This window comes from Enterococcus italicus, from assembly GCF_023743875.1.
Taxonomy (GTDB): domain Bacteria; phylum Bacillota; class Bacilli; order Lactobacillales; family Enterococcaceae; genus Enterococcus_G; species Enterococcus_G italicus.
In genome coordinates this window covers 1737176-1755621 of the sequence record NZ_JAMRVB010000001.1, presented here as the reverse complement: position 1 = coordinate 1755621, position 18446 = coordinate 1737176, and the positions used below count along the sequence as shown (strand labels likewise).

The following is an 18446-nucleotide window of genomic DNA, read 5'->3' as shown; positions in this document are numbered from 1 at the left end:
AAAAAAGGTTCCATAGAATTAGAAAAGAGGCTGTGCCACCCCCATTGGGTGGCACAGCCTCTTTTCCTTTTACATTCCCTTTTTCCCAATAATAGGAAAGAACTTCGGTGTTTGATCCGCATAAGCGCGATAGCCGGGCTTTTCTTTATTCTTCTTCTCTAATAGCGGGACACCTGAAACAAATAAAAGCAGCAAGGTAATCGCGATTGGCCCAATCATTCCCCAAATATTTCGCGGTTCATTTAAGCTGATCAAAAAGATTCCCCACCAGCTCAAGGCTTCGCCAAAATAATTAGGATGTCTGGTCAGCGACCATAAACCTGTTGTCAATAGCTCGCCCTTCTTAGACGTTCGCTTAAACACCGTCAGCTGATAATCACCGATGGTTTCAAAGGCAAAGCCGCTCAGCCATACGATGACCCCTAGCCAGTTCCACCAATAAAAGGCCTTTTCCGTGCCGGTTGTGACAAAGAAAATCGGCAAGGCCACGACACACAGGAGAATCCCCTGCAGAACAAAAACATTCAAATAGGCTTTTAGCTTGGCAAACTGCTTGCCCCAGCGTTTACGCATATTGACGTAGCGATAGTCCTCAGGCTTGCCGATATTCCGTTTCGCTAAATGGAAAAACAATCGCAGCCCCCAAATTGTTACGAGAATCAAAACAGCGGTTGCCGCCAGCGTTTTTTCCGGCATTAAGAGATAGCCTGTCACTGCAACAATCACAAAGCCAATTCCCCAGGCCATGTCCACAATCGAATTATTGTGCAGCGCCTGCGCGAGAAAAAACAGCGCAGTGAAATAAATGAACAGAATCATTATTATTGTCCAAACGATCATTATTTTTCATCTCCTCCCAATTCATAAGCAACTGCGACACTGCCTTCTCCCGCACTCATAGCAATCACCGTTGAACTATCCGTGATATAGCTTGGCGGAAAAGCAAGCAGCTCGCAAAGCTTTTTGCTCCATAGCTTGGCTTTGGCTTCGTTATTGACATGAATGATCGCATACCGTTTGATTTTGTGCTTTTGATTGACCTTCATCATCTCACGCAGAATTTTTTTCTCGTTCCCCTTGCGGCTAAAAGCAAAATTACTCAATTTTCCCTCGCCATATTCATCAAGACTGACGATAGGTTTCAAATTGACCTGCTTAGCGAGCTTGCCGACAGCCTGCGGAATCCGTCCTGAGTCAATCATCGGATCTAACTCATCCACACTCACCAGAATTTTCAATTGCTCGCGTTTTTCTGCTGCTCGCGACACCACTTCTGCAAACGGTATTCCCGCTTGAATCCACTCATTCGCGTTCATAACGAGTAAGCCCTGAGCGGCAGAATTTTGTCTGGAATCAATGACTTCGATCGGAATCGCATAGCTGCGCTTTGCCGCCTCTTTGACTGTATAATAGGTTCCGCTTAATTTACCAGCGACAGTGATGACTAAGATCGCTTCATAACGGGTTTCTAAAAAGGAAAACAAATTTTCAACCGTTTTCAACGCCGGCTGCGAGCTCGTCGCACGTCCCACTGTCCCTTTAGCTAGATCAAAAAGCTGCTTCGTTTGCAGAGTGAGCTTATCGAGATAGCTAGTCGCCCCTAACAAAATATTCATCGGCAGAACATGAATCTGATTTTCCAGTAAATACTCCGCCGGAAGATCCGCAATGGAATCAGTCACTAAAGCAATCGGTGCTTTCCGCTGCTGGTTGACATGATACTGCAGCAGCATGTCGTCGGCCTTTTGCTGGATGGGATCACCGACACTGCTCAAATAGTCCAGAACCTCCGCCGGCTGATTGGTGTGAATGTGAATGCGCGCCTTGCCGCGGTTCACGGCAACAATCAGTGAATTGCCGTACACGTTCAGCTTCTGGTGCAATTCACTCTTAGACAGCGCCACTTGATCAAGGAATACTTCGGTACAATAGCGATACCTCGGCTCTGAGGTATGACTATGCTCATGCGGTGATTGCTCAATTATTATCCGATCTGTTGGTTCATTTACAAAATGAAGGGCCGGCTGTTTGGTCAAAAAAGCTTCCGTAAAGCCTTCGATGAATAAATAAAAGCCCTTGGCACCCGCATCGACGACTTGATTCTTTTTCAGGATCTTCAATTGATTGGTCGTGTTCTCTAATGCCTGCTTGGCTTTGGACAAGGCGTTTGGCAGCAAGCTTTCCAGACTGAATACTTGCTCACTGTCATCCAGCGCCTCCGCCCATGAACGAATCACAGTGATGATCGTCCCTTCTACCGGCTGTTCAATTGCCTGATAGGCTTCACCGATCGCTGATTTAACGCTTACCACAAAGCTTTGAACGGAGCTTTTTTCCTCCAGCTTTAGCAGATGATTGTAGATACCGTTAAAATACTGGGCAAAAATAATTCCTGAATTTCCTCGTGCACCTACTAATGAAGCCTCAGCTACCTTTTCAAACACTTCAACGACCGAGCTGCTTTCTTCCTTCGTCTCTTCCAAAATAGTTTGCATCAAAGAAGCCAAATTACTTCCCGTATCTCCATCTGATACCGGAAAAACATTGATCTGATTTAATACTTGCTTATGATTGATTAATTGAATCGCTCCTTGCTGGAAGGCAAAGAGCAGTTCCTTTGGATCAATCGCCTGATTTGATTGACTCATTTCCATGATGTTTACCTCCAATGAAAGTGCTGCGCAACGAACACCGTGAATCCAGAAACCGCCGCGGTCACGAAGGTTCCCCAAATCAAATCAATGATCGTGATCATAGCAGGCCAATTGTTTAAGGTCGCCATATTCGTTAAGTCGTAGGTTCCATAGCATAAAAGACCTAGAAAGCCTCCCGCTGCGATAGCATAAAATAGACTACCCTTTTCTAACGCTGGATTGACGATAAAAAAAAGAATACCGATCAAGTAGATCCCATAAAAAATCACTGCCGGCACAATTTTTGTCTGTCCCATCAAATGTCCTAAATTCTCCTGATACATCCGCCGAGCAAATACTAGCAACCATAATAAATCTAGAACCAAAAAGGATGCCGCCGATACCCCAAATAATTTCAATAAATTGACCATTCTGTTCCCTCCTCATAGTTGAATCTTTTTAAGAATGCTGGTTTCCAATGATTAATCTCATGGTACCATTCTAGGAATAAAGGTGGAAAACATATGCCTGATCACTTGATAAAATTTACCAAAACACCTTTTGGTGTTAGTATCAAATCTTAGACAACTTTTCGTAGAGACAGAAATAAATTAAACTGATCTACGAGAGGATGAACTTTTATGACCCGATACGATGAAGAATTCAAACAAATGATTGTTGAACTAAATAAAACTGGACATTCCGTCCAACGCTTAGCAAAAAATATGGCTTATCTGAAGCAACGATTTATAAATGGAAGAATCTATATTTGCCAAATCAGTCCACAGGACTGACTGGAAAAGAAGTGGTGGAACTGAAAAAAGAAAACGCCCGTTTAAAAGAGGAACTTGAAATCTTAAAAAAAGCCGCAGCCATATTCTCTCGAAAAACCTAAATTCACTTATTCAATTTATTGAATAATGGAGTAAAACCTATACGGTTTCTTTGTTATGCCGGTTATTAGAAATTCCTAGAAGTGTCTACTATTTTTATAGAAATAAGCCATTAACAGCTACTGAGATAAGAAATAATGAATTGAAGAAAAGAATTTCAACAATCTTTTTTGATAATAAACAGCGCTACGGTGCAACGAAAATCTATCACGTATTGCTTAAAGAAAACATTTCGGTGTCTCTTAAGCACGTACAAAAATTAATGAAACAATTGAATTTGAGGTCAATTATTATCAAGAAGTACAGACCTCAAAGCTCCTCCAAACCGATTAAATCAAAACAGAATATTTTAAACCAAGATTTTCCTACAAAAAATATCTGTGAAAAATGGGTAGCAGATATTACGTATATATCTACAGAACAAAAAGGCTGGTGTTACTTGTCTTCAATTATGGATTTACACACGAAAAAGATTATCAGCTATACATTTTCTAAACGAATGACTGTGGAATGTGCCCTTCAAACGTTGAATAAGGCAAAGATGCATTATCACATTCCAGAAGGAATGATTCTTCACACGGATTTAGGCAGTCAATATACAGCAATCGAAGTGGAAAAATGACTTGAAAACAACAAAATAAGGCATTCCTATAGTCGCAAAGGAACACCCTATGATAATGCGGGGATTGAATCCTTCCATGCGTCATTGAAAAAAGAAGAAGTATACACGACGACTTACTCAGACTTCGAAGAAGCGAATCGATCCTTATTTAGCTAGATTGAAGGATTTTATAATCGTAATCGAATCCATAGTTCGATTCATTACTTAACTCCACAGGAGTTTGAAGATTTAGAAACAGAGAAAATGGCTTAACAGTCTCTACTAAAATGTGTCCAAGATTTTGACTCAAATCCAGTTTTCTATAAAAAGAGAGCCGTTACCGTTTTGGGTAACTGCTCTCTATTGGTGGTGTTTTCTTTCAGCACTCTTACTGTCAACCTCGGCATGTCCGCCAATGATAACAACAGCCGCTTTGTCTTGTTACTTTGTTACTTCTTCAAACAAGCCACGGTCGATAAATCCATCCATTAAGAATGTAAATTTCTCGCGCAACATTTCATGCTTTGGATCTTTAAATAAATTGACAGCTTTTAATCCATTGGCTGTCGTTACAGACATTTTAAACGTCTTGATGTCTTTGGCTACCGTTATTTTTAGTTGGAATCCTTCTTTGCTTTGTGGTGTTGCTTGTAGCGGACGAATCAATTGGAAATTTCCACCATTGGTTTCTGTAAAGCCGTTGTCACGTAGCGTGTAACGTTTCGCCGTGCTAGCTAGCTGATAGTACTGTGGCGAGCCGAGTACCGTTGTTTTTGTTTCGAAAGCCATTGTTTCACCTCATTTTTTATTCTCTATTTATTATATAAAGAAATCAAAGCCTTGACTATCTTTATTGTTGAGAAACTATTTTTTTTGCAAGCGTTTGACTGTTGCACTTAATTTGTACGCAAATGTTTCTACTTCCTCTTGGGTGTTCCCTAGGCCAAAGCTAATACGAATGGACTCACGAATATAGGGTGAATCTTCTCCATACATTGCCGTCAAGACATGCGATGGTTCGACATTTCCAGCCGTACAAGCTGAACCAGTCGAGATAGCAAAACCAGCTAAATCCATATGCATCAATATCATTTGATTGTCGATATTTGGCAAGGCAATATTTAAAATATGGGGCATCTTGGCTTGTTCATTGCCATTTAAGTGATACGCAATTTCTTGTTCCGCTAAAATGCGTGTAACAGTATCGGTAAAGCATTGATACTTTTGTGCTTGTACCGCTTGTTTTTTTTCTGAATGCAATGCTACGGCTGCTGCCATCCCGCAAATACTAATGAGGTTTTCAGTTCCTGCACGGCGCTTCTCTTCTTGTTCCCCTCCATGTAAAAATGAAGGCAGCGATAGACCATCGCGTTTGAAGAAGAAGCCCGTTCCTTTTGGTCCATTGATTTTATGTGCAGAGATGCTTAACATATCAATTCCTAATTCATGTGGACGAATCGAGACTTTGCCATAAGCTTGCACCGCATCGGTATGGAAATATGCTGGATGATCTTTCAAAATAGCGCCAATTTCTTTGATTGGCAAGAGATTTCCTGTTTCGTTATTGGCAAACATAATCGAAACCAAAATCGTGTCTTCCCGTAAGGCTGCTTTGAATTCATCTAGAGAAATCATGCCTGACTCATCGACTGATAGGTAGGTAACCTCAAAGCCTTGCTGCTCTAAAAATGCCGCAGTTTGCAAAATTGCAGGGTGCTCAATTTGCGTCGTAATGATATGACGTCCTTGATTTTTTCGAGCGAAGGCAGTACTAATCAAAGCCGTATTGTCTCCTTCTGTTCCACCACCATTAAAAATAATTTCATGGGGTTTAACGGCCAAGCTTTCGGCAATGACTTGGCGAGCGTCCGTTAGTTTTTTATTGGCTGCCCGTCCGTAGCGATGGACACTCGATGGATTACCAAAAATCTCTGGCATTAACTTGGTCATTGTTTCCACAACTTGCGGATGGATGGGTGTGGTGGCCGCATGGTCAAAATAAGTCATCCTTTTTCCTCTTTTCATTCTTTTATTTATTAAGTAAAAATAGCCCCTATCATGGCAATGATAGGAGCTACCGTCTGCATACACCTTATTTTTGCAAGCGGAAGAGCGGGCTCATTGGTGTATTGTCATGAATTCTTTTCAGTGCTTCACCGATTAACTCTGAGCACGTAATATAGGTTGTTTGGCGTGGATGGAGATTGTCATCAGTCAGACAAGAATCCGTCACACAAATATCTTCAATCGGAGCTGCTTCTAATACATCCTTTGCTTGGCTATTAAACAAAGCATGTGATGCACAGGCGTGGACAGATTTGGCACCTGCTGCTAGTAATAATTCAGCCGCCTTTGCAAACGTCTCACCCGTATTTAAAATATCATCGACCATGATACAGTTTTTCCCTTGGACATCGCCAATCACGTAGCCTTCTTCTTCAGGTGTTTCTCCTTGATCGACGATAGCTAGTGTCGTTTCTAAATATTCGGCTAAGCTTCTTGAACGTTGGATACCGCTGTTTTTCGGCGAAACAACCACGTAATCATCGCCATTCATGCCTTTATCTAAGTAATAGCGTGCAAATAATGGAATGGTAAATAAATTATCTACTGGAACATCAAAGAAACCTTGCACTTGAACGGTATGCAAATCTAGCGTTAAGACTCTTGTCACACCCGCTTCGACCAACATATTGGCAATCAATTTTGCTGTAATGGGTTCATGTGGCTTGGACGTACGGTCTTGACGTGCATAAGCATAGTACGGCAACACAACATTGATTGTTTTGGCACTTGCTCGACGCATTGCATCAATCATAATCAAAAGTTCCATGTAATAATCATTGACGGGCTTGTTTGTTGACTGAATCAAGTAAGTATGGACGCCGCGAACACTTTCCTCAATACTAATTGCAATCTCTCCATCACTAAATTGTTTGATGGAACATTTCCCTAGCTCACAGCCAAATACGTCAGCAATTTTTTCGGCCAGTGGCACATTGCCATTCAGGCTAAAGATTTTCAAGGGTTCTTCTGAATAATTGTCGTTCATAGTTTCCTCCGATGTCGTTGTTTGCTTTATTTTAACATATTTTCATACTAATTTTCATTCGTTTGCTTTATTTCTCCAATTTCTTTAAATGAAACGGTACTCATCAACCACTTGGCAGGTACGACCGCTCGATAATTCCCCCAATTGTCATGGACTTTCACCCAGCGTTTGCCGTTTTGATCTTCACCATATGCATAAGCGACGACCCAATGATTGCCATATGTGCTACCTAGTTTTTTATTTAAACCAACGATGAGTGGCAAGCCTTGATCAATGCGCTTGACTGTCCGCTCCCAACCACCGATTGGCGTGAGTCGTGCCCAGTAAGGCTGATCCATATAGCGACAAAAGCGTGAAATTCCCCAGCTGACTTGCAGTGGTATCGTAGCTAATCCTAATGGCTGAATAAATAAGCGTAAATAGTGCACCAAATTTTCACCATCTGCCGAATCCATTTGCCGGACAAATCTCGGTAAATGAAATGGTGGCTCATAGTCTTGTAAGTATGCCAAAAAAACGGCCGCCGCATAGGAACCACATAGCTGTCCATCCGTGTTGATCCATTTTTCATATCGTTTAAATCGCTCTTGCGCTATACCGTGCCAGTGTATCGTATCCATCCGCCAGTCCTCCAATCGTCCTCTACTTGTCAGAATACTATCCTTGTACGATAATAGTAGCATAAGAAAGTGAGGAATTACGTATGAACTTAAATCTAAAAGAAGATTTTTATCATTATGTCAACGGTGAATGGATTGAATCGGCCGTTATTCCAGCAGACAAACCCTCTACCGGTGGATTTCAAGATTTAGTATCAGAAATTGAAAAGCTCTTAATGAAGACATTTGCTGAATGGGCAGCCAATCCTGAGACTGTTACTGATGCACATTTACAACACGCAGTTACGTATTATCAATTGGCTACTGATTTTGCTGAGCGAGACCAACTAGCAGGGGAACCTGTCGCGCCACTCTTGGCACGAATCAAAGCAATCGATAGCTTCCAAGAGTTAAATGAGCAACTAGGAGATTGGATTCTTGATGGCTTCCCGTTACCATTTGACTTTGGTGTTATGGCGGATATGAAGCACACTACTACACATGCAGTGTATTTATCACCGACTTCGTTAATTTTGCCAGATAAAACGTACTATGCCGAAGACAATGAACAAGCTGATACGATGTTACAAAAGTTTTTTGAAACATCTAGCTTGCTTCTCCAAAAACTCGGTCACACACGCCCTGAAGCTGAAACTTTAGTCGAGCAAGCGATGGCATTTGACCGTTCATTGGTGCCATTTGTCAAAAGTGCAGAAGAAAATGCTGATTACAGTCTAATGTACAACCCTCGTTCGTATGAAGAAGTCATCGCATACTCTGATACAATTGATTTAGACAAAGCATTTGCGGCAGTCTTACCAACAAAACCTGAACAAATCATTGTTACAGAACCAGCCTATTTTGAATCCTTTAAAGAATTTGTCACCCAAGAGCAATTCCCTTTACTAAAAAGCTGGCTGTATGTAATGACAAGCTTACAATATACTGACTATCTAAGTGACGATATTCGCGTCCTTGGTGGTGAATATGGTCGCTTCTTATCTGGTATTCAAGCAGCCAAAGAGCCAGTCAAAGCAGCTTATACCCTGGCATTTAATCAATTCAGCGCGCCAATCGGTGTTTACTATGGTCAAAAATACTTTGGGCCAAAAGCCAAACAAAATGTCGAACATATGGTACAAACGATGGTGGATGTCTATAAAAATCGCTTAGAAACTAATACGTGGTTAAGTGAAGCTACCCGCAAACAAGCCATAGTAAAACTAAATAAAATCGGCATTCATGTAGGCTATCCGGAAAGCATTCCAGCTGTTTACGATCAATACCAAACTATAGCCAAAGAAGATGGTGGCTCATTCTTTAGTAATGCCTTACACTTTAAACGTTTGGCCCGTGAAGACAACTTCAACAAACTAACAAAACCCGTTGACCGCAAAGAATGGGGCATGTCGGCAGCTACGGTCAATGCTTACTACAGCGGTCTGATGAATATTATCGTCTTCCCTGCTGCTATTTTACAAGCACCGTTTTATAGCTTGACGCAATCAAGCAGTGCAAACTATGGCGGAATCGGTGCAGTGATTGCTCATGAAATTTCTCACGCCTTTGATAACAATGGGGCAAAATTTGATGAAAACGGCAATTTGCATAACTGGTGGACCGCAGAAGATTTGGCCCAATTCCAATTACTTGCTCAAGCCATGATTGATGAATTTGACGGCATTGAGTTTGCTGGTGCCAAAGTAAATGGCAAATTAACCGTATCTGAAAATATCGCAGATGCTGGTGGGTTGAGCTGTGCACTGGAAGCAGCCAAAACTGAGCCAGACGTACAACTTGCAGACTTCTTCACCAACTGGGCAAAAATTTGGCGCACCAAAGCGACCACGCAATACCAACAATTATTGCTAAATGTGGACGTACATGGTCCGGCCAAACTACGCGCAAACATTCAACTACAAAACTTGGATGATTTTTATACCACGTTTGATATTCAACCTGGCGATGCCATGTATCGTGAGCCTGAAAATCGCGTGCATATCTGGTAAAAGCCAAATAAACGAACACAGCTACTAAATCCAATAAGCAAATCAGAATTACTAAAAAAGCCATAAAATCCAAAATTGGATTTTATGGCTTTTTGTTTGTCTGCCTTTATTGCTCGGAACTAGGCGCTTTTGTCACAACCTTGATAAACGGTGTTCAAAAGCAGTTCTCTCGGCAATTAAGCATCCATGCTCAAAAATTTGAGCTGCAATTTTTGCATCTCTGCCTTTATTGCTCGGAACTGAGCGCTCTTGTCACAACCTTTTTATTTAGCTTGCATTTGAATGTATTGTAAAACCATTTGAGCAGATTGTTTGCCTACTTCGTCAATAAATTCGTCAAAGCTTTGGGTCGCTTGATGATCAGCTGTATCACTCATCGCACGAATAACGACAAATGGCACACCAAATTGAAAGGCAGTTTGCGCAATCGCTGCGCCTTCCATTTCACAGGCAAGAGCGTCTGGAAAATGATGCAAGATTGTTTTGATTTTTTCTTCGCTATCAATAAATGCATCGCCGGTCACGATGAGCCCTTTTTTGCTGCTTAGCTTAGTCGCTGTCGCTGCCGCTGCAAAGTCCTCTACTAACGTCGCATCTGCTTCAAAATACAAGGGCATACCTGCTGGCAACTGCCCATATTCATAGCCAAATCCAGTGACATCAACATCGTGGTACGCCACTTTAGTCGACAATACGATGTCACCTACTGATAGACCAGCTCCGATACCACCCGCTGAGCCAGTATTGATTAAAACATCCACCGCATATTTTTGAATTAATAAGCTAGCCGTAATCGATGCTGCGACTTTGCCGATACCTGATTCCACAACAATGACTTCTTGGTGGTCAATTGTTCCTGCATAAAATTTTGCGCCTGCTTGTTCCCAGGCTTGCTCATTCTCTAGTGCTTCACGTAGTACCTTAACTTCTTGTGCCATCGCACCAATAATTCCTATTTTCATCGTTTCCTCCAAATATCATTTACAAAAAGATAATAGCCAAATATACCAAAACAATTAAGACCACCACGAAGGCAATCGCCTTCCCTAAAAAGGAATTCATGCAACGCGACTTTTGATTTTCACCTGAGCGGGTCTTTTTCATTGGTTGCTTTTTTTTGTATTCTTTCCGATAGAAGCGATCGATTTCTTTTTCTCGTCGCTGATGTTCTTTTTCGCTTGCTTTGAGTTGCTCTTTTTGCTGCTCCTTAAGCAAGCGCTCCTCGTCTTGACGCATTTGTCGTAACTGAGATCGAGTAAGCAAAGGTTTTTGAGTCATCTACTTACCTACCTTTCAACATGCGCAGTTCCCAGTATGTTACGGCATAAATCGTCTTCGCATCGCAAATTGTTCCTTTTGCAATTTCATTTTTTGCCTCTGCTAACGTGAGTGCTACAACTGATAAAAACTCATCATCATCTGCCGCAAGAGGATGTTTTGCTTTGTGCAATTGCTCTGCCCAATAGATTGTTAGAAATTCATTGGAGAACCCAGGTGTCGAATACATGCCCACGACTTCTTCCCAGTGATCAGCTTGAAAGTCCGTCTCCTCTTCAAGCTCACGCTTAGCCGTATGTTCAGGGGTCTGTTCTTCACCAGGATCAATTTTGCCTGCTGGAATTTCTAACGTCATTTTTTCTAATGGTTTACGAAATTGCCAAACAAATACCATTCTTTCTTGGTCATCGACAGCCATGATTGCGACTGCACCATGATGAAAAACTAATTCTCTGGTGGCCATTTTGCCATTGGGTAAGCTGACGTCATCCACTACAAAATCAATAATGTTGCCGTGGAATAGTTCATTACGTTTCATTGTTTTTTCTTCAAAGTTTTTGCTGTCCATTTCTTCCACCTCATTTGTAAAATAGCAAGTTCTGATTTAATTGTCTATTCTTTTCTAGTGTATCATAGAAAATTATGATTTTTGTAAATTATTCAAATCCATCTCAAGTCGGATACTCAAGTGATTCTTATCGTGTTAAAATACAAATAGAACGAACAAGTTTCCATTTTTGTTCAAACAATTCAGGAGGAACGGAAATGAAAAAGAACCTAATGTTTGGTATCTTCTTATTGATTATTGGCTTCCTATGCTTGACGATGCTGGCAGAAAAAAGTTTTTGGCTGATTGCCTTGTTTTTACTTGGCATCTATCTTGTCTATCGCGGCATCGCCAGTGGCAAGAGTGTAAAACAAAAGGCTCCCGCACTGTCAAAAGATCGTGAACGTTACTATCGTGAGACTGGTATGAACGCTCGTGAAATTGAGATGTTTCGCGAAACCATGAATCAAACCAAAGCTGATATCGATCAGCTACAACAAAACTTCCAAGCAAATGCCAAGTTAAAGGCGATTGATTTGCGTCACAATACCGTCAAAGCAGCCAAAGCGCTATTTAAAGAATTGGTGAAAGAACCACAAAAATTACATTACGCTAGCCACTTTCTTTACACTCATTTGCCAAACTTAGTTGATTTGACAAATAAATATATCGAAATTAGCGCTCATGAAATCAAATCAAAAGAAACCTATGATAAAATGGAAGAAAGCATTCTAGTCATTGACCAGATGGCTGCCTTGATTGCAAAAGATTATCAAAATTTCGTTTCAGACGACTTTGAAGATATCGACGTTGAGCTTTCATTAGCAAAACAAAGTATCAAAGAAGAAGCGAAATAGCAGACTTCTCTTTTATCAGTGATTTTGCAAAGAATCTAGCTGATGCTAGATTTTTTTGCTCATGTAAGACTATATAGGAGGTATTTCCATGACAGATGAGCCAAACAAAACGACATTCGAAACAGATTCTTTAAATGATTTATTAGCGAACCCTTTTGAAACACCCGTCGATGCGCTAACTTCTAGCCAACAAGCAGATATTGATGTCTTGAAAAAACAAGAAACTGCCCCACGTTTAATCGATCAATTGCCTTTAGAGCGCCAGCAACAAGCCAAAGAATTGGCCGATAAAATCGATGTAAACAATCAGCAAGCAGTCATTACTTATGGCGCCAATGCCCAAACCAAATTAAGTGAATTCTCACAGTCGATGCTAAATCATGTTCAAGCAGCAGACATTGGTCCAGTCGGTGATTCTTTAACAGAGTTGATGTATCGCTTGCAAGAAGCCAATCCTGATGAATTACGCGCCGGCGAAGGAAATTTCTTCCAACGCATGTTTGGCAAAGTAAAACAGTCCATCTATGAAACAACGGCTAAGTATCAAAAAATCGGCGCTCAAATCGATAAAGTCGCTGTCAAATTAACCAAAGAAAAAGATGGCCTCTTGCAAGACAATCTGATGTTGGAACAATTGTATCAAAAAAACAAAGACTATTTCGATGCCTTGAACGTCTATATTGCCGCAGGTGAATTAAAGGTTGAAGAAATGCAACAAACAGTCATTCCCGAAGCCTTAGCAAAAGCACAACAAACTGGCGACCAAATGGATGCTCAAATCGTTAATGACTACACACAATTTCTAGATCGCTTAGACAAACGAACACATGACTTGCGCTTAGCTAGACAGATCACCATCCAGCAAGCACCTCAGATCCGCTTGATTCAAAATACCAACCAAGCGCTCGCTGAAAAAATCCAAGCATCTGTTGCAACTGCGATTCCTTTGTGGAAGAACCAAGTTGTGATTGCTTTGACCTTATTGCGCCAAAAAGATGCTGTCACAGCACAACGACAAGTGTCTGAGACGACCAATGATCTCTTACGCAAAAATTCTGAGATGTTAAAAATTTCCGCCATTGAAACAGCGAAAGAAAATGAACGCGGCATCGTGGATATCGAAACCTTGCAACAAACGCAAAATGACTTGATTGAAACCATTCAAGAAACCTTACGCATTCAACGAGAAGGAAAAGAAAAACGCCAACATGCCGAACTTGAACTTGGTGTGATGGAAAACGATCTAAAAGAAAAATTATTAGAATTAACGAGTCAACGTATCGACTAAACCTTTCAAAAACCTGAGATACAGCCGCAAAAAGCCAGAACATCCCGAAGTTATTCCTCAAACTTTCGGGTATTCTGGCTATTTGTTTACAGTTAATTGTCTTACCGTTTTCTTAACAGCACTTCTCTCAATTTCTTAGAAGAGGTTACTTTTTCCAGAGTTTCCTATTGTTTGTTCGGTACGTACACTATATCGGATGTTTAAAGATAAAACCTTTGACCCTCACGATTTACCAATGAAAGGGAAAAGAAAACCAAACGGACATAAAGAAAAAAGAGGAAAACAAGCTTTTCGCCGTTCGATTCAGGATAGAACAACTGATTATATACAGTTCAATCATGAGTTTGGTCACCTAGAAGGTGACACCATTGTCGGTGGAAAACATAAAAGTGCGGTTATCACGTTAGTTGAGCGATTATCTAAAGTGATCATCACCTTGAAACCCGCTGGTAGGCAAGCTATAGATATTGAGAATAGACTGAATCAATGGTTTCAATCTCTACCGAAACACTTGTTTAAATCCATCACATTTGATTGTGGAAAAGAGTTCTCGAATTGGAAAAAGATTAGTAATACCAATGATATTTCGATTTATTTCGCTGATCCAGGAACACCTTCTCAACGAGGACTAAATGAACATTCGAATGGCTTATTACGTAAAGATGGCTTATATAAAGCTATGGATTTTAATGAGGTATCCGAAACCTTTATCCAATCGGTGGCATCAAAACGAAATCATATTCTTAGAAAATCATTACACTATCGCACACCATTGGAAGTATTTTTGAGTTACGTAGGTAAAGATGATTTGTCTAGCTTAATTTGACAAACGAAATTCTCTACTAAGAAATAGCTGTGAAAAGTGGGTAGTCAATATACCTCCTTAGAATATGAAGAATGGTTAGCAGCAAATAAAATAAGACATTCCTATAGTCGTAAAGGAACGCCTTATGATAATGCAAGGATTGAACTATTTCATGCTTCATTAAAGAAAGAAGAAATTTACATCACAAGCTATTTAGATTTTGAAGCAGCAAATCAATCCTTATTTAGTTATATTGAGGGATTTTATAACCGTAATCGGATTCATAGTTCGATTAACTAGTTAACACCACATGAATTTGAAATACAAGAAAAAATTAGCATGGCTTAACTGTCTCTACAAAACTGTGTCTAAGATACTGACCTAGATTCAAACTTGCTGGAATTCACAAATAAAAATAGAGTCTTTGTGAAAAAATAAATTTTTTTCAATAAGTCATGGTGTCGAGCTACTTTTTGTTATATGATGTGTGTGGTTTAAAATGAAAAAAATCTATTGAATTTTCAGACAATAAAGAAAGGAAGGAAAGAAATGATTGTTGAAGCAGTAGAAACATTAGATGGATGGTATTCACTTCATCTCACGTATCAAATGGATTGGGCAGCTTGGAATCAAGTAGCACAACCAAAAAAACAAGCGGTTGTAGCGGAATTAATCGCATTGTTGACTGAATGGGAGGAAATTGAACAAGCCAAAAAAGGGAGTCATTATGTCTGGAATGTGACTGGTCATAAAGGCGATATTGGTTTTTTTGTTTTACGTCCGGAATTAAAAGATGTAAATGCTGAAGAAAATCGTTGGCATCAGCTAGCATTATTTGATTACTTAACACCGTTACATAGCTATGTATCAGTGATTGAGCTGGGAACATATAGTGGGAAACCGACAACAGAAAAAGCCATGGAGAGAACGACGCAACATCTTTATCCAAAATTACCAAAGGATGACGAATATATTTGCTTTTATCCTATGAATAAAGTTCGTTCGGGTGATATTAATTGGTATACCTTGCCTTATGAAAAACGGCGAGAATTAATGAAAGAACACGGTATGATTGGTCGTAAATATGCGGGGAAAATTCATCAATTTATTACCGGATCGATTGGGTTAGATGATCATGAATGGGGAGTAACCTTATTTGCAAATGATCCATTAGAGTTTAAAAAAATTATTTATGAAATGCGTTTTTCTGAAGCAAGTAGTGTTTATTCGGATTTTCCTTATTTTATCGTGGGCGTATCATTAAATAGCCAAGAAAAAATAATAAATTATTTCAATTAAGAATAGAGGAGTCTTTATAGTGGATGTACCAGTAAGTCAGTCGAAAAACAGAATCAATTTATTATTACTGATTAGTTTATTTATTACGCAACTTGATTCAGGTATCATGAGTACGAATTTGTCTTCTATTTCACGTACCTTTGCGCTCAGTCCTCAAGAGAAAAGCTGGGTGGTAGCAGTTTATACCTTAGGTTTACTTTTTGCGACGCCCATTATGGGGAGTTTTATTGATCGGTTTGGATACCGTACTGTTTTTTTAATGGAATTAGGCTTTTATTTTGTAGGAGTTGTGGGGATTGCGACTAGTTCATCATTCACGGCATTATTAGTAGCACGTATTATTCAATCATTTGGCAGTAGCTCTATTTTGACACTCGTATTATCTCGAGTATTTATGATACATACACATAAAGTTAGTGGCAAAGTAGGAAATGTTGGAGCTTTAGTCGCATTGGCTACGATTGTGGCCCCAATTATCAGTGTTGTCAGTTTGGCTAAAACACAGGATTGGCGCGCTATTTATCTTGTATTAGCGGCAATGATTTTCCTTGTTTTCCTTGTGGCATGGGTCATGATACCAAAAGAAATTTTATCGAGCACGGAAACATTTGACGTAAAGGGCAACACCCTCTTTGTCTTGGCCTTAGTTGCGTTTAATTTATTGTTAAGCCGATTATTTATTAGTGGTAATTTAGTCGAATTACTTGCTTATGGAATTCTATTTTGTCTTACGATTGGTAGTTTTTTAGTGATTGAAGCACGCCGCGAAGCAAATCAAGAAAAAGTAGTATTTTCGCGTAAATTATGGACGATAGCGAAATATCGGATGAGTTTAATTGGAGGGATTGTAACGGGGGTAAGTATGTCTTTATTTGCGTTTTTCCCATCGATGATTGAAGCGACATTTCAATTAAACGCGCGTAAAGCGGGCTCATTTATGACGATTATGGCCATTGGAACATTAATCGGCTCAAAATTAGCAGGTTATTGGACTGGGAAAAAAAGTGCGTATCATGCCACTCGCGATAGTATGATTGCAGTGATTATCAGCTTAATTATCCTGTATTTCTCGGTTGCTTCCTTACCACTTTTTTTAATGGCACTATTTTTATTTGGTATTGCAATCGGGATGATTATGACCGTACCGTTACAGGTCTTAATTGTGGAAGCTTCACCGCAAGATCGGAATACTTCCTTAAGTCTTTTATCTGTTAGTAAAAAATTAGGGATGACAATAGGCATTACATTAATGAGTATATTTGCTCATTTCACACAAGCAACTGGTGTTCATTCAATGATTTTAGTCTTAATGGTGCTAACAATCGCTTTTGTGTGGACAATTCGACATAAGGAGTAGGGAAGATGGAAAAACAAGCTGTTTTATTAATGAGTTATGGTACACCAAATCGCACAGAAGAAATTTGGGATTATTATACCCATATTCGTCATGGAAAAGAACCTTCACAAGCATTATATGATGAATTAGTGGGGCGTTATGAAGAAATTGGTGGTGTTTCACCATTGGCGCATATTACAGAAGCCCAACGAGCAGCGATTGAAGAAAAATTAAATGAATCAGGAACTGGTGAGTATCAGGTTTTTAATGGATTACGCCATATTCATCCATTTATCGAAGAAACTTTAACAGAAATTTTAAATCAAGGTTTTACAAGCATTCATGGCTTAGTATTGGCACCTCATCGTTCAACATTCATCGATCAATATCATGAGCGAGTGGAAGCTAAATTGCAAACACATCCAGAGGTAACCTATCATCCACACTATCATTTTTGGCAAGCAACAGGTTTCTTAACTTTTTGGTCTGACCAAATTCAAGCAGCCTTGCATCCTACCCGCAAACAAAAATTTTTGTTTACAGCACATAGTTTACCCGAGCGTCTATTAGCAAACGGAGATCCGTATGTGGATGAAATTAAAGAGGCAGCACAAGCAATTGTGAATCAAGTGGAAGGAACTGTTGATTTTGCTAATGCTTGGCAAAGTGTCGGTCGAACAGCTGATAAATGGATTGGACCGAATGTGGAAGATGTAACAGAAGCATTAGTAACGCAAGAAAATTATGAAGAAATTATTTATTTACCTTTTGGTTTTGTAGCAGATAATTTAGAAACCTTATATGACAATGATATTGAGTGTAAGGAGCAAGTTGAAGCTTTAGGCGGTCACTATAAACGGCTAGCAATGCCGAATGTTCACCCTGACTTTATTGCAGGTGTGGTGAGCGAATTGTTGTCATCCAATGAGTAGTAAGTGAAAAAGTTATCTTGACAGATTTTTTTAAAAGCGTTAAGATAATGACGAATTGAATAGTATTCTTCGGGGCAGGGTGTAATTCCCGACCGGCGGTGACAAGTTGTAACTTGAAGTCCGTGACCCGCATTCGTGCGGTGGAGCCATTGTGAATCTGGCACCGACAGTTAAAGTCTGGATGGGAGAAGAAAACCACAAAATTTCAAGGATGGAGTGTATCCAAAAAAATTGGAATTTTGCCGGTCTTGTTTGTGCATGCCTCGTGAATTTTTCACGGTTCTAAGTCAAATAGTGTTGTTTTAGTTAAATCACCC

General features: G+C 39.9%; 16 protein-coding genes, 3 pseudogenes and 1 riboswitch. Of the genes and pseudogenes, 9 read left to right on the top strand and 10 right to left on the bottom strand.

All coding sequences use genetic code 11. The features are described from left to right. Positions 1-69 precede the first annotated feature (69 nt). Genes NE257_RS08645 through NE257_RS08635 form a run of 3 tightly spaced genes read right to left on the bottom strand, consistent with a single transcriptional unit; the run spans position 70 to position 3064 of the window. Positions 70-840: a DUF1295 domain-containing protein gene (locus tag NE257_RS08645; RefSeq protein ID WP_251886217.1), complete on the bottom strand. Its 771-nt coding sequence runs from the start codon at positions 838-840 to the stop codon at positions 70-72. Further along, entirely contained in the window at positions 840-2654 is a 1815-nt protein-coding gene (locus tag NE257_RS08640; protein WP_251886216.1) for a DegV family protein, read from the bottom strand. The genes NE257_RS08645 and NE257_RS08640 overlap by 1 nt, the downstream gene beginning before the upstream one ends. 5 nt (positions 2655-2659) lie before the next feature. After that, positions 2660-3064, bottom strand: a complete 405-nt coding sequence (locus NE257_RS08635; RefSeq protein WP_251886215.1) for a DUF2177 family protein — start codon at positions 3062-3064, stop codon at positions 2660-2662. A 210-nt stretch (positions 3065-3274) separates the two neighbouring features. Here NE257_RS08635 and NE257_RS08630 point away from each other — a divergent pair. Next, a pseudogene (locus NE257_RS08630) lies at positions 3275-4400 on the top strand (IS3 family transposase). 168 nt (positions 4401-4568) lie between these two features. Here NE257_RS08630 and NE257_RS08625 read toward each other — a convergent pair. The 4 genes from NE257_RS08625 to NE257_RS08610 all read right to left on the bottom strand — a co-directional run bounded on the left by NE257_RS08625 (position 4569) and on the right by NE257_RS08610 (position 7799). Then, positions 4569-4916 (bottom strand): DUF1831 domain-containing protein, encoded by a 348-nt coding sequence (locus NE257_RS08625; protein WP_251852081.1) that lies wholly within the window; start codon positions 4914-4916, stop codon positions 4569-4571. Positions 4917-4991: 75 nt separating this feature from the next. Then, positions 4992-6134: a cysteine desulfurase family protein gene (locus NE257_RS08620; protein ID WP_420871128.1), complete on the bottom strand. Its 1143-nt coding sequence runs from the start codon at positions 6132-6134 to the stop codon at positions 4992-4994. An 85-nt stretch (positions 6135-6219) separates the two neighbouring features. Next, the gene (locus tag NE257_RS08615; protein ID WP_251852079.1) at positions 6220-7179 is read right to left on the bottom strand and encodes a ribose-phosphate diphosphokinase; all 960 of its coding nucleotides are present in this window, start codon (positions 7177-7179) and stop codon (positions 6220-6222) included. Between the two features lie 47 nt (positions 7180-7226). Continuing rightward, positions 7227-7799: a hypothetical protein gene (locus tag NE257_RS08610; RefSeq protein WP_052607470.1), complete on the bottom strand. Its 573-nt coding sequence runs from the start codon at positions 7797-7799 to the stop codon at positions 7227-7229. 83 nt (positions 7800-7882) lie between these two features. Here NE257_RS08610 and NE257_RS08605 point away from each other — a divergent pair, with 83 nt between their 5' ends. Continuing rightward, on the top strand, positions 7883-9787 hold the full coding sequence (locus tag NE257_RS08605; RefSeq protein WP_251886213.1) for a M13 family metallopeptidase: 1905 nt from the start codon (positions 7883-7885) through the stop codon (positions 9785-9787). Between the two features lie 263 nt (positions 9788-10050). On the opposite strand, the gene NE257_RS08600 is transcribed toward NE257_RS08605, so the two are convergent. Genes NE257_RS08600 through NE257_RS08590 form a run of 3 tightly spaced genes read right to left on the bottom strand, consistent with a single transcriptional unit; the run spans position 10051 to position 11633 of the window. Continuing rightward, positions 10051-10749: a 5'-methylthioadenosine/adenosylhomocysteine nucleosidase gene (locus tag NE257_RS08600; protein WP_251886212.1), complete on the bottom strand. Its 699-nt coding sequence runs from the start codon at positions 10747-10749 to the stop codon at positions 10051-10053. Positions 10750-10768: 19 nt separating this feature from the next. Next, positions 10769-11065, bottom strand: a complete 297-nt coding sequence (gene macP / locus NE257_RS08595; protein WP_251886211.1) for a cell wall synthase accessory phosphoprotein MacP — start codon at positions 11063-11065, stop codon at positions 10769-10771. Positions 11066-11069: 4 nt separating this feature from the next. Continuing rightward, on the bottom strand, positions 11070-11633 hold the full coding sequence (locus tag NE257_RS08590; protein ID WP_251886210.1) for an NUDIX hydrolase: 564 nt from the start codon (positions 11631-11633) through the stop codon (positions 11070-11072). 197 nt (positions 11634-11830) lie between these two features. On the opposite strand from NE257_RS08590, the gene NE257_RS08585 reads away from it, so the two are divergent. The 7 genes and pseudogenes from NE257_RS08585 (at position 11831) to hemH (ending at position 18129) form a co-directional block, all read left to right on the top strand. After that, a complete protein-coding gene (locus tag NE257_RS08585) occupies positions 11831-12469 on the top strand; it encodes a 5-bromo-4-chloroindolyl phosphate hydrolysis family protein (protein ID WP_251886209.1) in 639 nt (212 codons plus the stop codon). Positions 12470-12557: 88 nt separating this feature from the next. Beyond that, positions 12558-13757: a toxic anion resistance protein gene (locus NE257_RS08580; protein ID WP_251869986.1), complete on the top strand. Its 1200-nt coding sequence runs from the start codon at positions 12558-12560 to the stop codon at positions 13755-13757. Between the two features lie 157 nt (positions 13758-13914). Continuing rightward, positions 13915-14583, top strand: a pseudogene (locus NE257_RS08575) (IS30 family transposase); the annotation flags it as partial. A gap of 36 nt (positions 14584-14619) precedes the next feature. Beyond that, positions 14620-14862: pseudogene (locus NE257_RS08570) on the top strand (transposase); the annotation flags it as partial. A 249-nt stretch (positions 14863-15111) separates the two neighbouring features. Continuing rightward, positions 15112-15861, top strand: a complete 750-nt coding sequence (hemQ, locus tag NE257_RS08565; protein WP_251886208.1) for a hydrogen peroxide-dependent heme synthase — start codon at positions 15112-15114, stop codon at positions 15859-15861. A 19-nt stretch (positions 15862-15880) separates the two neighbouring features. Next, complete coding sequence (locus NE257_RS08560) at positions 15881-17218, top strand: MFS transporter (protein ID WP_251886207.1); 1338 nt, start codon at positions 15881-15883, stop codon at positions 17216-17218. Between the two features lie 5 nt (positions 17219-17223). Further along, the gene (gene hemH / locus NE257_RS08555) at positions 17224-18129 is read left to right on the top strand and encodes a ferrochelatase (protein WP_021214662.1); all 906 of its coding nucleotides are present in this window, start codon (positions 17224-17226) and stop codon (positions 18127-18129) included. A 61-nt stretch (positions 18130-18190) separates the two neighbouring features. After that, a riboswitch (FMN riboswitch) is annotated at positions 18191-18326 on the top strand. Positions 18327-18446 lie beyond the last annotated feature (120 nt).

What these genes read in the sequence shown, in the direction of transcription:
- NE257_RS08645 (WP_251886217.1), bottom strand. Translation starts at nt 840, where the DNA reads ATGATCGTTTGGACAATAATAATGATTCTGTTCATTTATTTCACTGCG.
- NE257_RS08640 (WP_251886216.1), bottom strand. Translation starts at nt 2,654, where the DNA reads ATGGAAATGAGTCAATCAAATCAGGCGATTGATCCAAAGGAACTGCTC.
- NE257_RS08635 (WP_251886215.1), bottom strand. Translation starts at nt 3,064, where the DNA reads ATGGTCAATTTATTGAAATTATTTGGGGTATCGGCGGCATCCTTTTTG.
- NE257_RS08625 (WP_251852081.1), bottom strand. Translation starts at nt 4,916, where the DNA reads ATGGCTTTCGAAACAAAAACAACGGTACTCGGCTCGCCACAGTACTAT.
- NE257_RS08620 (WP_420871128.1), bottom strand. Translation starts at nt 6,134, where the DNA reads ATGACTTATTTTGACCATGCGGCCACCACACCCATCCATCCGCAAGTT.
- NE257_RS08615 (WP_251852079.1), bottom strand. Translation starts at nt 7,179, where the DNA reads ATGAACGACAATTATTCAGAAGAACCCTTGAAAATCTTTAGCCTGAAT.
- NE257_RS08610 (WP_052607470.1), bottom strand. Translation starts at nt 7,799, where the DNA reads ATGGATACGATACACTGGCACGGTATAGCGCAAGAGCGATTTAAACGA.
- NE257_RS08605 (WP_251886213.1), top strand. Translation starts at nt 7,883, where the DNA reads ATGAACTTAAATCTAAAAGAAGATTTTTATCATTATGTCAACGGTGAA.
- NE257_RS08600 (WP_251886212.1), bottom strand. Translation starts at nt 10,749, where the DNA reads ATGAAAATAGGAATTATTGGTGCGATGGCACAAGAAGTTAAGGTACTA.
- macP (WP_251886211.1), bottom strand. Translation starts at nt 11,065, where the DNA reads ATGACTCAAAAACCTTTGCTTACTCGATCTCAGTTACGACAAATGCGT.
- NE257_RS08590 (WP_251886210.1), bottom strand. Translation starts at nt 11,633, where the DNA reads ATGGACAGCAAAAACTTTGAAGAAAAAACAATGAAACGTAATGAACTA.
- NE257_RS08585 (WP_251886209.1), top strand. Translation starts at nt 11,831, where the DNA reads ATGAAAAAGAACCTAATGTTTGGTATCTTCTTATTGATTATTGGCTTC.
- NE257_RS08580 (WP_251869986.1), top strand. Translation starts at nt 12,558, where the DNA reads ATGACAGATGAGCCAAACAAAACGACATTCGAAACAGATTCTTTAAAT.
- hemQ (WP_251886208.1), top strand. Translation starts at nt 15,112, where the DNA reads ATGATTGTTGAAGCAGTAGAAACATTAGATGGATGGTATTCACTTCAT.
- hemH (WP_021214662.1), top strand. Translation starts at nt 17,224, where the DNA reads ATGGAAAAACAAGCTGTTTTATTAATGAGTTATGGTACACCAAATCGC.